Source organism: Lachnospira hominis (ex Liu et al. 2021) (assembly GCF_014287955.1).
GTDB classification, from domain to species: domain Bacteria; phylum Bacillota; class Clostridia; order Lachnospirales; family Lachnospiraceae; genus Lachnospira; species Lachnospira hominis.
Genome location: NZ_JACOPD010000007.1, coordinates 154,221 through 169,127, shown reverse-complemented (window position 1 = coordinate 169,127; position 14,907 = coordinate 154,221). Strand labels below are relative to the sequence as shown.

11 protein-coding genes are annotated in these 14,907 nt (G+C 36.9%); 5 read left to right on the top strand and 6 right to left on the bottom strand.

The genetic code is table 11. The annotated features are described in order from the left end of the window. Positions 1-81: 81 nt before the first annotated feature. Both H8S01_RS10785 and H8S01_RS10780 read right to left on the bottom strand, forming a co-directional pair. Positions 82-1,449: a carbohydrate ABC transporter substrate-binding protein gene (locus tag H8S01_RS10785; protein ID WP_186837224.1), complete on the bottom strand. Its 1,368-nt coding sequence runs from the start codon at positions 1,447-1,449 to the stop codon at positions 82-84. A gap of 72 nt (positions 1,450-1,521) precedes the next feature. Further along, a complete protein-coding gene (locus tag H8S01_RS10780) occupies positions 1,522-2,535 on the bottom strand; it encodes a LacI family DNA-binding transcriptional regulator (RefSeq protein WP_186837201.1) in 1,014 nt (337 codons plus the stop codon). Positions 2,536-2,906: 371 nt separating this feature from the next. On the opposite strand from H8S01_RS10780, the gene H8S01_RS10775 reads away from it, so the two are divergent. Continuing rightward, positions 2,907-5,351 (top strand): GH36-type glycosyl hydrolase domain-containing protein, encoded by a 2,445-nt coding sequence (locus H8S01_RS10775; protein WP_186837200.1) that lies wholly within the window; start codon positions 2,907-2,909, stop codon positions 5,349-5,351. A 38-nt stretch (positions 5,352-5,389) separates the two neighbouring features. Continuing rightward, positions 5,390-6,688: a GH1 family beta-glucosidase gene (locus tag H8S01_RS10770; RefSeq protein ID WP_186837199.1), complete on the top strand. Its 1,299-nt coding sequence runs from the start codon at positions 5,390-5,392 to the stop codon at positions 6,686-6,688. Here the strand turns inward: H8S01_RS10770 and H8S01_RS10765 are convergent. Then, complete coding sequence (locus H8S01_RS10765) at positions 6,670-7,242, bottom strand: TetR/AcrR family transcriptional regulator (protein WP_186837198.1); 573 nt, start codon at positions 7,240-7,242, stop codon at positions 6,670-6,672. The two genes, H8S01_RS10770 and H8S01_RS10765, sit on opposite strands and share 19 nt — an antisense overlap. 195 nt (positions 7,243-7,437) lie before the next feature. Here H8S01_RS10765 and H8S01_RS10760 point away from each other — a divergent pair, with 195 nt between their 5' ends. Next, a complete protein-coding gene (locus tag H8S01_RS10760; protein ID WP_186837197.1) occupies positions 7,438-8,280 on the top strand; it encodes a DegV family protein in 843 nt (280 codons plus the stop codon). A gap of 1 nt (position 8,281) precedes the next feature. Here the strand turns inward: H8S01_RS10760 and H8S01_RS10755 are convergent, their stop codons facing one another. Continuing rightward, complete coding sequence (locus tag H8S01_RS10755) at positions 8,282-9,607, bottom strand: MFS transporter (protein WP_186837196.1); 1,326 nt, start codon at positions 9,605-9,607, stop codon at positions 8,282-8,284. Continuing rightward, on the bottom strand, positions 9,594-10,427 hold the full coding sequence (locus H8S01_RS10750) for a zinc dependent phospholipase C family protein (RefSeq protein ID WP_186837195.1): 834 nt from the start codon (positions 10,425-10,427) through the stop codon (positions 9,594-9,596). Before H8S01_RS10750 ends, H8S01_RS10755 begins: the two co-directional genes overlap by 14 nt. Positions 10,428-10,570: 143 nt before the next feature. Between H8S01_RS10750 and H8S01_RS10745 the strand changes: the two genes are divergently transcribed. Together H8S01_RS10745 and H8S01_RS10740 are read left to right on the top strand one after the other, a co-directional pair. After that, positions 10,571-12,202, top strand: a complete 1,632-nt coding sequence (locus H8S01_RS10745) for a hypothetical protein (protein ID WP_021866203.1) — start codon at positions 10,571-10,573, stop codon at positions 12,200-12,202. Continuing rightward, entirely contained in the window at positions 12,189-13,094 is a 906-nt protein-coding gene (locus H8S01_RS10740) for a TPM domain-containing protein (RefSeq protein WP_186837194.1), read from the top strand. Before H8S01_RS10745 ends, H8S01_RS10740 begins: the two co-directional genes overlap by 14 nt. A 127-nt stretch (positions 13,095-13,221) precedes the next feature. Here H8S01_RS10740 and H8S01_RS10735 read toward each other — a convergent pair whose 3' ends face one another. Next, a complete protein-coding gene (locus H8S01_RS10735; protein ID WP_186837193.1) occupies positions 13,222-14,865 on the bottom strand; it encodes a SulP family inorganic anion transporter in 1,644 nt (547 codons plus the stop codon). Positions 14,866-14,907 lie beyond the last annotated feature (42 nt).

The following is a 14,907-nucleotide window of genomic DNA, read 5'->3' as shown; positions in this document are numbered from 1 at the left end:
AGCACGCCTTGAAACCGATTCAGATTAAATACCAATTATTGATTCCCCGACGTGCTTCCATCACTTAATTACATATATTTATTAGTGTGACAAGTTTGGATATTTCTCAATAGCTGCTTTGTAGAAGTTATCAAGTGCTTTATCCTTAGTTACATTTCCATCGAAGTAATCCTTCATAGCTTTCTGGAATTCTTCGTTAAGACCCTGGTCATAAGCTGAAATATTCTTCATGTTAATCTTAGGTGCAGCCTGTGCAAACAGTTTAATATGATTCTGTCCGCCAAGGAATGCTGACTTGAAATCACTTGAAGCAAGTTCATTCATACCTGAAATTGTGTTTGTGTAATCCTGTGTATCTTTTGTTATCTGAACTTCTGTACTCTTATCACATGTAAGTGTCTTCATAATCTCTTTAATGAGGTTTGGATTATCTGTTCCTGCTGCTGCACAGATCCATGTACCACCCCAGTAATAACTCTGTGGTCCCTGGCATACTGCATAATCACCATAGATACCATTACCAACTTCTTCCTTACCGCCTTCCTTTACAGGAGTTGCAAGTGAGTTACCAAGAAGTGTGAAGTTAATGCCCCATGTTGAATAGAAGAAACCAAATACCTTACCTTTAGGACCCTGGTCTGCTGCCCATACATTATCCCAGAGAGATGACTTGTTATTATATCCTTTCTCTGTGAAAAGCTTTGTCTGGTCAACCCACTTCATAATATTGTCATCAATTACAATCTTGTTATTTGAATCAACCCAAGGTGCTGATACGTTGTTAGAAAATACCCTGTATGCATCATCATAACCTGAAAGCATCTTATAACCTTTGGCAGCTGCCTTTTCAGCAACAGAATTAAACTTATCCCATGATGAAAGTGCTTCCTGAACCTTATCCGGATTATCAGTTCCTAATACATCCTTTGCAATAGAACGTCTGTAAGCGAAAAGTCCAGGTGTTGCCTGCCATGTTGTACCTTTCTGGACACCCTTTGAATCAGTTACGATATCCTTTGTATACTGATACTGGTCAGCAAGGTCATCTTTTGTAAGACCAATATCATTTACAACATCAAGTGTATAATCACTGTCTACATATTTTAATGCGTAATCGGCTTCTACAAGGAAAATATCAACCTTTTCATCTGCCGGTGCATCTTTCTGCTTTAACAGTGCTGCATCAAGTGCATTCTGATAAGCATTATTCTCATTTGGTGTAACAACGAAATTAACCTTTACATCTGAAGGTAATTTTCCTGATTTTTTAAAGTATTCAAATCTTTCCTGAAATTCCTGATTCCAGCAATAAATATTAAGAACCTTTCCCTGTGCTGCTTCACTTGTATCTACCTTTGCAGCTGGCTTTCCACCGGAATTACCGCATCCGGCAAGCGTTGTCATTACCATTGCTGTTGCAAGAAACAGACTTGTTAATTTTCTTTTCATCATAATCAAACCTCCTCTAAAACTTAACCAATACATAACCCTTTGTTTCTTTGCCTGTTGCATCACATCTGTTTACTTTTGTCTGATGTCTTTTACTGTCTCTCCTTCCAGTAATCTGCCATCAACGACAACTCTTTTAACCAATGCAGTCTTGGGATTCTCAACACATGTTATAAGCTCTCTCGCAGCAAGCATTCCTATCTTTCTTGATTGCTGTTCTACTGTCGTAAGCTTTGGATTCAATATCTGTGAAAGCTTAATGCCGTCATAACCTACCATTGAAATATCATCCGGCACTTTTAAGCCTCTGCTTTTTATAGCATTAAACCCTCCCGAATAAGATAAATCATCAGGATAAAAAATACATGTCGGTGCATCCGTCATATTAAGAAGTTCATTTGTAAGCTTCTCTGCTTTAACCGCATTCAAATATTCAGATGACTTAACATATTCATCCGGAACATCTACATCCAGTTCTTCAAGTGTCATATAAAATGATGCAAGTCTTTCTTTTGTTACTTCTGAATTACTCTCACCATGTATATAAGCAATCTTACGATGTCCCATCTTATATACATACTGTACAAGTTCTCTCATCCCCTTTACATTATCTGAGCTGACGGAAGTACAGTTGTTAAATATGTAATCAATAGTCACTGAGGGAATAGCACCATTGACAACTTCCTGTACTTCAGGTTCTTCAAAATCCGCGCAGGCAATAACAACACCGTCAAGATTGCGATATTTGCAATGTTCATAGTATGTCATCTTTCTGTTATGGGTATTGATAAATGTAATATCATATCCACGACTTTCGGATTCGACCTTAACACCCTCCAGCACCGCTGAAAAATATTCATGTGTCAGACCACTGTGTGCTCTATCGTTCATTAACACGCCAATGTTATATGAACGGTTAGTTTTCAATGCTCTGGCTGCTGAGTTAGGATAATAACCCATATCACTTGCAGTCTGACGTATCTTCTTTCTGGTCTCTTCACTGATGTCACTATGATTATTAAGTGCCTTGCTTACTGTCGCAACTGACACGCTGCATTTTTCTGCAATATCTCTCATAGAAACCATCGTATCTTACCCCTTTACCTGTGCTTGTTGTTATTACTTAATCGTTTTCGTAAGTTCACTATAGCACGACATCTATTTTAATGCAACTGTTTTTTATTTTTTTATAGTTATGACAAATTTTGTATATACATTTTTGTGCAATATGACTATTTTTCTGTTTTTTATCATTAAACATTGCTTTTTCATTTTCATTAAAATATACTCAAATCAGATAAATATATTCTTAATTTTTTAATTAGGACAATCATATTATATAATATACAGGTTTTATCTTAATTTCTCCTGTGTTTTACTGATTTTTGTTCCTTAATCGTTTTCGTAATATCTAATACAGCTTGCATATGAATAAAATATGCAGAAACGAGGTTTATATGAATTTGGGATATTTTGATGATGATAATAAAGAATATGTTATAACAACTCCCAGAACTCCTCTTCCATGGATTAATTACCTTGGATGTGAAAGTTTTTTCAGACTTATAAGCAACACAGGCGGCGGATATGCATTTTATAAAGACGCAAAGCTTTTAAGGCTTACAAGATACCGCTATAACAATGCTCCGCTTGATTCTAACGGTCACTATTTTTATATTAACGATAACGGATGCATCTGGAATCCGGGATGGCAGCCTGTACAGACTGAACTTGACAGCTACGAATGTCGTCATGGTCTTGGATATACAACATACAAAGGCAGCAAAAATGGCATTGAAGCACATGTTACATCATTTGTTCCAATTGGAGCAAACTGTGAGCTTACACGTTTAAGTCTTAATAATACTTCCGATAAATCTAAGACATTTTCAGTTTATTCATATATTGAATTCTGTCTCTGGAATGCCGTTGATGATATGAACAATTTCCAGCGTACATACAGCACCGGAGAAGTTGAGATTGAACCTTACAAAGCAAATTCATGTATTTATCATAAGACCGAGTACCGCGAACGCCGCAATCACTACGCTTTATGTGCAATGAATTCATCTTGTGACGGTTTTGATACTGACCGTGACAGTTTCCTTGGAACGTATGGAAGCCCTCAGATGCCTGATGCAGTCGCTGCAAAAACATCACATAATTCAAAAGCAAGCGGATGGAACCCTGTTGCATCTTTCAGAAAAGACATAACACTTAAACCTAATGAAAAATGTCATTTTATTTACATGTTAGGTTATATAGAAAATCCTGATGATGAAAAATGGGAAGCACCTCAAAAAATAAACAAACAACGTGCTAAAGCAATGATTGACACATATATGACTGATGAAGCTTTTGATAATGCATTTAACCGGTTGAAAGAACACTGGAACAATCTTCTTTCAAAATATACGCTTGAAACTTCCGATGACAAATTATGCCGTATGGTTAACATCTGGAACCAGTATCAGTGCATGGTTACATTCAATATGTCACGTTCCGCTTCATATTATGAGTCAGGAACAGGCCGCGGCATGGGATTTCGTGATTCATGCCAGGATCTGCTCGGATTTGTGCATCTTATTCCTGATGCTGCAAGGCAGCGTATTCTTGATATTGCCTCAACACAATTTGAAAACGGAAGTGCATATCACCAATACCAGCCGCTCACAAAACAGGGCAATTCCGATATCGGAAGCGGATTCAATGACGACCCGCTCTGGCTCATAGCCGGAACTGCCGCATACCTCAAAGAAACAGGTGACTATTCTATACTCGACGAAATGACGCCTTTTGACTGTAACAAAGAAAATACAGCACCTTTAATGGAACATCTGCGTCGTTCATTTAATTTCACAACGACACATCTTGGTCCTCACAACCTGCCGCTTATCGGGCGTGCCGACTGGAACGACTGTCTGAACCTCAACTGTTTTTCAACTGTTCCGGGCGAATCATTCCAAACTACCGGACCATCAGAAGGACCTGTAGCAGAATCAGTATTTATAGCCGGAATGTATGTTAAATATGGAAGGGATTACGAAGCAATATGCAGACATCTCGGTCTTGATGACGAAGCCGATGCTGTATGCAATCATGTAAATGACATGATTAAAGCTGTTACCGAATCAGGCTGGGACGGAGAATGGTTTTTACGTGCATATGATGCCGCAGGAGAAAAAGTTGGCTCCCATGAATGTAAAGAAGGTCAGATTTTCATTGAACCACAAGGTTTCTGTGTTATGGCAGGAATAGGAACCGATAATGGTCTTGCAGTCAGAGCACTCCGTTCAGTCGAAGAAAAACTTGACACAAAATATGGCATTGTTCTTTTACAGCCTGCTTATACATCTTATCATCCTGAGCTTGGTGAAATAACTTCTTATCCGGAAGGTTACAAAGAAAATGCAGGAATTTTCTGTCACAACAACCCCTGGATTTCAATTGCGGAAACTGTTGTCGGACATGGCAACCGTGCTTTTGATGTATACAAGAAAATCTGCCCGGCATATCTCCAGGATGTAAGTGATCTTCACAAGACTGAAAGTTATGTATACTCACAGATGATAGCCGGCATTGATGCTGCTCATTTCGGAGAAGCAAAAAACAGCTGGCTCACAGGGACAGCAGCATGGACATTCACCAACATTTCACAGTACATTCTTGGAATACGGCCTGAATTTGATGGTCTGTGCATAGACCCATGCATACCGGATTACATGAAAGAATTCAGCGTAAAGAGGACCTTCCGTGGTGCCGAATATAATATCCACATTGACAACTCTTCCGGTTCACAAAAAGGCCTGAAATCACTTATCGTCAACGGAAAATCTGTTGAAGGAAATATTATTCCATATGATGAAAATATCAAAAAATATGATGTAACAGCTGTTTTATAAAAAAACTTATACAATTCAGAAAGAATCGAGGATACAATATGAATTTTCCAAAAGATTTTATATGGGGCACTGCAACAAGTGCCTATCAGATTGAGGGTGCATATAACCGCGACGGCAAAGGTGTTTCTATATGGGACACCTTCTGCCACACACCCGGAAAAATCAATGATAACGAAACCGGTGACATCGCCTGTGACCATTATGACAAATATGAGGATGACATTAAACTTATGACTGAACTTGGCATAAGTGCATACAGATTTTCAATATCATGGACAAGGATTTTTCCTGAAGGCGATGACGAAATTCCTAATGCGAACGGGTTGCAATTCTACGACAATCTAGTAAACTGCTGCCTTAAAAATGGCATAACACCACATATAACACTTTTTCACTGGGATTTGCCACAGACTCTTGAAGATGACGGAGGATGGCTTTCAGAACGCACAATAAATGCTTTTGTAAAATATGCCGAATTGATTTGTAAACATTTTTCAGATCGTGTTGAATACTTTTCCACTATTAATGAGCCACAGATAATAACACGCATGGGATATTCAACAGGCCAGCATGCTCCCGGGCTTACTCTCCCGGACGACACAGTTCTTGAAATTCTTCATTCACTTGCAAAAGCACATGCAGCTGCCGTCCGTGCCATGAGAAAATGTGCAAAAAGAAAAATAAAAATCGGTTTTTCAAGCACAGGCAATCTGTGCTATCCTTCGACCGGTTCCAAAGAAGATATTGAAATGGCTAAAAAGCTCACTTTTTCAACCAATAAAGAAGACTTCCTGTTCTGCCACCAGATTTTTTGTGACGCAGTAATACTAGGAAAAACATGTGAATACAACCGTTCATGGGATGATGTTGAAACACTCAACCCACCACTTGATTTTCTTGGGCTCAACATATATAACGGGCACGAAGTCAGCTCTGATGGAATTGTAAAGCACGGAATTGGATTTGCAAGAACTGCATTGAAATGGCCTGTAACACCGGAAGTTCTTTGCTGGGGACCTGTTTTCATGTACGAACGTTACAAACTTCCAATTATAATAACCGAAAACGGATTTTCCTGCAACGACCACATTTTCCTTGACGGCAAAGTACATGATGCCGACAGAATTGATTATCTAACAAGATATATTAATGAACTTTCAAAAGCCATTGATGCCGGAACCGATGTAATCGGATATTTCCATTGGTCATTTACTGACAATTTTGAATGGCACAGTGGATACAATGAACGATTTGGGCTTGTATACATTGATTATGCAACAGGCAGACGTATTCCAAAAGATTCATTTCGCTGGTACAGTCAGCTTATCCGACGATAATCTGTGATTATACCGGCAAGTTCTTCAGGTGTGATGTTTTTACCGTTTTTCTGCCAATGTAAAAAAACGTTGACCATTGCACCTGAATAAAAATATAATTCATATGTTTTTTTCTTCAGAAAATCCGCATCATCGCTTGTACTATAATTATCTTTATATTCCTTTTCCATAATAATATTGGCAGCATCAATAATAAATGAATACATCCCTGCATCTGCAAGAGTTACAAAAAATTTACCATACCTGTCAAAAAATTTAATTAAAAAAAGTATATGCACATAATCCATTATATTATTTTTTTCTTTTAAATTATTTTTTTCTTCCTCAAAATATAGCGATGTTATTTCTTCTATATAATCTTTAACCAGTTCATCTTTCGTTCCATAATAATTGTAATATGTCATCCTTGACACTCCGGCTTTTTTAACTATATCAGAAACTGATATCTTGTCATATGCTTTCTGCTGCATAATATTTACAAGTGCGTCTCCCATACACATTCTCGTAAAACGATTTCTTTGGGTCTTTTTCTTTTCTCCGACAATCTTACGCAAATTTCCACCTCCGCATGATTAAATAACATTAATTTAACAGTTAAATCAATACTCTTATTTACATATTTCCTTTATTTGTAAATTGTATCACATCACGTTATATAATACAATATAATATAGTTTTAAAAACCACATCTTATTTTTATGCCGTAAAAAATATGTTAATACACAAAAATGGCAGAACGGAGATTTTTTATGAAATATGCAATTGTTACTGATTCAAGCTGTGATTTAAAATCACTGCCTTCTTCACATAATAACACAATTTACCTTCAGGCTCCACTCTCTTTGAGAATCGGAAACAGGGAATTTATTGATGATGAAAATCTTGATATAGAAAATTTTATGAACGAAATGCAGGAAAGCACAGAAGCAACAGGAAGTGCAGCACCAAGCCCGCAAAGCTGGATTGATGCATTTGAACAGGCTGATATTATATTTGCAATAACAATTTCTTCAAAACTTTCAGGCAGCTGGCAAAGTCTGATATCTGCCAAAGATATGTATCTGGAAGACCATCCTGATAAAAAGATTTTTGCGATAGACAGCAAAATGGCTGGTTCAGGGCTTGCAATACTCGCTTTAAAACTCGCTGAATATATTGATGAAAATCTTTCATATGAAGAAATATGCACACGAATCACAGAATACCACAAACATATAGGACTTTTATTCGTCCTTGAATCAATTGAAAACCTTGTAAAAAACGGAAGAGTTAATAAAATTATAGGTAATATCATCGGCAAACTTGGCATTAAGCTGCTGGCTGGTGCCTCAAAAGAAGGCACAATTGACATTGTACACAAATGCCGCGGACGCAACAATATCTATGACCGTCTTATTAAAAGCATGTTAAATGATGGCTATAACGGCGGTAAAGTAGTAATAAGCCACTGTTTTAATAACGAATCTGCAGATTATGTTGCCGAACAGCTCCGCCAGCAGTTCCCGACTGTAAATATCAAAATAATTCCTACAGGTGGTCTATGCAGCTATTATGCTGAAAAACATGGAATTCTTGTATCATATGAAAAATAAGCTAAATTGTATTTAATCGTTCTACAACTTTGTCATTTGTTTTAATTTGTGTCTGCCCGCAGTCTTTTTTCTCATCTGTTGCAATATCATCAAGCGGCGTGCGGACACAAATACTAAAGAAAACTATTCCAAGAATAAACATAATTGAAATCATGCCAACTCCTATATTAATATTACCTGTAATCTGTGAAGCGGCACCAACAACAGTTGTTCCAACAAATGAAGCTCCTTTTCCGCAAATATCAAGTATTCCAAAATACTCACCTGACTGATTCTGCGGAATTATTTTAGTAAAAAATGAACGTGACAGTGCCTGAATTCCTCCCTGGAACATGCCAACAAGCATCGCCAAAATCCAGAACTGTATCTGATTTCTTAAAAATACCGCAAATACCGCAATGCCGAAATATGCAACAATGCAAACCAGTATAAGTTTTGATGTTTCAATTTTTTCTGAAAGTCTTCCAAATATAATAGCACACGGAAATGCTATTATTTGTGTTACAAGCAGTGCCAGCAGAAGTGTTGTACTGTTGAGTCCAAGTGCTGAACCATATGCCGTAGCCATATCAATAATTGTATACACACCATCTATATAGAAGAAAAAAGCAATAATAAAAAACATTATTTTTTTCTGCTTTTTTATATTTGCAAATGTCTTTCCAATTCTTGAAAAACTGTCAGAAACCGCATTTCTGCTTTTTAAAATATAATGCTTCTGTTTATATGTTTTTATGAGTGGAATAGACATAAATCCCCACCAGACTGCTATAATTATAAATGAAATTATCATCGCAGTTTCAAGAGATATTCCTATTTTATCCGCAAATAAAACAATAACAAGACAGCCAGCAAATGGAACACAGCTTCCTATGTATCCCCATGCAAATCCTTGTGCCGAAACCATATCCATGCGTGAATTTGTTGTTACATCCGAAAGCATAGAATCATAAAAAATGAGACTGCATGAATATCCGATTTTTGCAATCATATATATTGCAAGAAATAAAATCCACTGTTTTGCAAATCCCATAGCAATACATCCTATTGTTCCGATTGCAATTGAAGCCATAAAAATAGGCTTCCTGAAATCTTTTATATCTGTCATAGTACCAACAACCGGTCCCATAAATGCAACTATTATTGTAACTATCGAAGCTGCATATCCCCAGTACGCAAGATAATCAACAGACGATATTCCTGCATTTCCGGCAATATAATTAAAATATATCGGCAACAGCGTTGATACAAGAAGTGTAAATGCTGAATTGCCAACATCATACAAAACCCAGTTTCTCTCAAGTGGCGAAAGCTTACTTTTTTTCATGTAACACCTCATTTTCTATAAATTTTGATCCAAACGAATAATTATATATATCATCAAATTTTTTATTTTCACCGCAAAGCTGTTCATCAAATTCAACTATATGCTTTTTTGCTCTTTTTAATGCAGTCTGATAAAGTGACATAAGTTTTAATGTTGAATCTTCACATTGGGGATTTTTCTTTTTATTAACAATAAGACCGTGCATCTCTTTATAATTTCCGCTTATTCCCAGCAATCCATATATTAATGCACGCTTTATCCCGGATGGTGCACATAAAAGATTGTTATAATAAATCATGCTTTTCAAAGCTTTATGTACATCCTTTGCCGATACACCTTTATAAAATTTTGAAATAACGCTTTCATTTTCATAATCAGTCCGGATATGATTAGTCAAGTGATGTCTTACCGGGTCAAGTCCTTCATTAATCATAAGTTCCCTGTCAAATTCAACTTCAATTTCTGTATGCGAAATACCGCTCTTCTCTATTTTTTCATCTATATAACCATGACATGCGACATCCAAGTCAAAATGACAGATAACACCGTAAATATATGCGATGTATTTTTCCTTTTTTTCCTGTCTTTTTATAATATTCAAAGCATGTTCAAAAAAATCTCTGCCCGATTTTTCATGTGTCTTATATCCCACCTCATTAATTTTGTTTCCTTTAAGCGGCTTATAATAAAATAAAATATCCGGACCATGCAGTCCTATTTCAAACAAATCCTGATATTTTTCTATTATCAATTTTTCTCTTCCATAAAGCTGACGCTTTATATCCTCACCAAATCTGTAATGTGCATATGTTGAAGGCATATCTGCTCCTATCTGAAAATATATTATTAAAAATTTTATTTTAATATATTATTGTATTGGTTATGTAAAATCTGCTATCATGTTATTGTAAATATTCAGTAAATTTTATATTAAATTTTTATTTAAAAGAAAGGAATTAGATAATGTATCAATGTCCCAACTGTGGCGGTAATATCAAGTTTGATATCGCTTCACAAAAAATGGCTTGTGCAAACTGTAATTCATACTTCGACCCATATGATATTTCCAAAGAAACTGACGCAGAGGAAAACACATATTTTGATGTGACAGAGTTTACATGTCCACAATGCGGCGGCAGGATTTTAAGTACAGAAAATACCGCTGCTAATTTTTGCTCTTACTGTGGTGCATCAACTATTCTTTCCGGCAGACTTACGAAAGAAAAGCGTCCGGGATATATCATTCCGTTCAAAATGACTAAGCAGGATTGTAAAGAAGCCTACAAGAAAAGAGTTAAAAATGCTATATTTGCACCTAAAGAATTAAAAGACCCGGAATTTATAGATGGTTTCAGGGGAATTTATATGCCTTACTGGGTATATCATGTAACCCAGAAAGGCATGAGCGGATTCCGTTTTTCAAGAAGCCACCGCAAAGGTGACTATATTTATACAGACAACTATGAGCTTTCCGGATATAACAATTCATCTTATAAAGGTCTGTCATTTGATGCTTCATCTTCGTTTGATGACACTTTAAGCCAGGCTATCGCTCCTTTTGATGCAAAAAACATGAATACATTCACGCCTTCATTTCTGAGTGGTTTTTATGCCGATACTGCGGATGTGCCAAAAAACACTTATGAATATGATGCAAAATCAATAGCGGAAGACGCATCTGTTGATTACATAAAAAACTCTGTAATTCCAGATTCAAAGGAAGCCCACAGATATAATCTTGATGACTCTGACAGCCAGATAGCCAGTCACCTTGATTCTCACATTGAGGAAACCGACTGTGCAATGTTTCCTGTATGGTTTTTGTCATATAGAAAAAAAGACAGAGTTGCATATGCTACAATAAACGGCCAGACCGGAAAAATTGCCGCAGACTTACCTGTATCTATAGGAAAATTTATTACCGGTTCGCTTTTGCTTACAATTCCTATATTTTTGTTTTTGAACATATTTTTTACATTTCGCCCAACTACAACATTAACGCTTGTTGCGTTTATAGCACTTATTTCTATGATTCTTTACGGAATAGAATTAAAGGAAATCAAAAAGCGTGACGAAGGGCTTGATGACATCGGAAAATATGCTATATGCAATGATAACTTCGACAATAAGCAGCCTGTAAAAAATAAACGGAAACGCTCCTTTAAAAAAGTTAATAATTCAAAATTTTTCAGCATTTTTACTGCATTTTTTATTGTTTTTATTACTTTTAATGTAATGTCAATGACTGCCGCCCTTATGAGCAGCCTTTTGCTTTTTAATTTCGGACCAATATTCTGGATTGCAATGATTATTATTGGCATTGTACTTGTCCGTACACATGAAAAGACTCTGAAGACACTGAAAAATAAATTTGTTATACCGGGTTCACTGCCGTCACTTGCAGCTATTATAATTGCAGCAGTTATTTCGATATTAAAGCCTGTATCAGACCTTTTCTATTATGGTGGATGTATCGGTGCCATGATTGCTGTTGTGTTCTCACTTATAAGTCTTATTAATTATTACAATATGCTTGCAACAAGAAAACTTCCCGAATTCGACAATTATAACGGAGGTGATGATGATGCAGATTAAAAACAGCAGTCTTTACAGCAGATTTTTCAAAGTTGTATATACATGTATTTTCTGCTTAACAATGCTCTTTTCAGTATTTTTATTCTCTTTAAATGCGTCTGCAGCAGATAACACCCCTAATACTGAAGCAACAACTTCTGCTGATACTAAAAGCAATGATTCTTCTGTCTCAGGAAATATTTATTATACAAATCCAGAGACCGGATATGTTGTGCGTATTGAGGATGATGCCGCACTGCTGACCGATTATGAAAGAACGCAGCTTGCAGATTTGATGAAAGATATAACACAGTACGGAAATGTCGCCTTTAAGAGTATTTTGACTAATTCGTACAGCACAACAGACGATTACGCATATGCATACTATGCACAAATATTCCAGAAAAACAGCGGAACTGTCTTTCTTATAGATATGGCGAAAAGAAAAATATGGATTCACAGCAATGGAGAAATCTATAAAACCATAACAGAAAGTTACGCTGATACAATAACAGATAATATTTACACTTACGCAAGTAAAAAAGAATATTATAATTGTGCAAGTAAGGCATTTGAGCAGGAATTGGCTCTTTTGAAAGGTTCAAAAATACGCCAGCCGATGAAATACACAAGTAATATTTTACTGGCTCTTATAATTGCTTTGTTTGCCAATTATGGAATTGTACGATTACTCACAAAGCAGAAAAAGCCAAAATCAAAACAGCTTATCAGCGGTGCTTTCGTTCATCAGGCTTTTAATGGTACACAATTTCAATTTATAAACCAGACAAGAGTGTATTCTCCACCAAGTTCCAGCAGCGGCGGTTCATCTTCCGGCGGTGGAAGTTCATCTTCCGGCGGTGGCGGTTCGTCAGGCGGCGGCGGTGGCGGTGGCGGCGGTCACAGCTTCTGATATTTCCGCTCATTATCAACAAACATCATTAACATAAACAGAGCAGCACTGATTACAAACCAGTGCCGCTCTGTTATTTTTATAAAATATTTTATCAGATTGTTATATTCTCTTTATTCCTGCTATCCTACAGCGATGCTGCTCTCTCTAATGCCGCATCTATATTCGCACAGAAATTCTCATGTCCGACAGCATCTGCAAATCCAGCCTTTTCCATCATAAGTCTTGGCTGCTCCTGAACATGTGATAAAAGAAGTGTTATATTACGCTTCTTACATGCAGCCTGTATCTTCTGCAATGATTTAAGTGCCGTAACATCCATTGCCGGAACACCTCGCATTCTTATAATAAGAACTTTTACGCCGGGTTCTAACGAAATCTCCATAAATTTGTCTGCTGCCGCAAAAAACATTGGTCCAATTATCTCATACACAACCGTATTCTTTGGAACAACTTTAAGTCTTATGCTGTCAGGGTCATCGTGCTCGTTAATATCCTCTCCGAGATACTTCCAGCTCTTAACTTCAGTTACGTTAGACATTCTCATAAGGAAAAGAAGTGCTGCCATAACAACACCGACCTCAATAGCAACTACAAGGTCAAATACCACTGTAAGGACAAATGTAGTCACAAGAACAAGGATATCACTCTTAGGAGATGTCTTGCAAAGTGAAACAAATTCTCTCCATCCACTCATATTGTATGCAACCATGAAAAGAATCGCCGCAATTGCCGGCATTGGAATCCATGCCGCATATGGCATAAGAACAACAAGTATAAGTAAAAGTGTGACTGAATGGACCATACCTGCAACCGGAGTTCGTCCACCACTCTTGATATTTGCCGCTGTTCTTGCAATGGCACCCGTTGCCGGTATACCTCCGAAAAGTGCCGATACAACATTGCCGGCTCCCTGTGCAACAAGCTCCATATTAGGCTTATGTCTGCTTCCAACCATACCATCCGCAACAACACATGATAAGAGTGATTCGATACCTGCAAGCACCGCAATTGTAAGTGCATCAGGGAAAAGTTCCCTTATCATAGTAAAATTAATTGACGGAAGGCTGACAGACGGAAGTTTATTGGATATTGTATACAAATCACCAATTGTCTTTACATCCATTTTTAACACCTTAACCATCACAATTGTCACAATCACTGCAATAAGTGATGGTGGGATTTTTTCTGTAATCTTAGGAAATATAATTAAAATAGCAAGTGCAACAACACCGACTATAAGTGCCTGATAATTAAAAGTTCCGATACAGTTTATACATTCTTTTACCTTATCAACTGTATCTATAGGTGAATTAGTAAATGTAAGCCCCAGAAAGTCCTTTATCTGGCCTACCAAAATGGTCACAGCAATACCAAATGTAAATCCTGTTGTGATTGTATAAGGAATAAATCTTATCAGATTGCCAAGCTTTAAAAAGCCCATTATAATAAGGAGTATACCTGCCATAATCGTTGCAGCCGCAAGACCTGACATTCCGTTTCTTGCAACAATTCCTGCAACAATCGTTGCAAATGCAGCTGTTGGACCGGCAATCTGGACATTGCTTCCACCTAAAAACGAAATAACAAATCCAGCAAATATCGCTGTATATATGCCTTGCTCCGGTCCCACTCCCGATGCAAGTGCAAGTGCTATTGATAATGGAAGAGCTATAATAGCGACAATAATTCCTGAAATAACATCTTTTGCAAACTGCTCTTTTGTATAACTCTTCATACAGTCAAACAGCTTTGGTACAAACTGATTCATTTTTCTCTCTCCGTTCTTTAACGCCATAACAAACATTTTGGG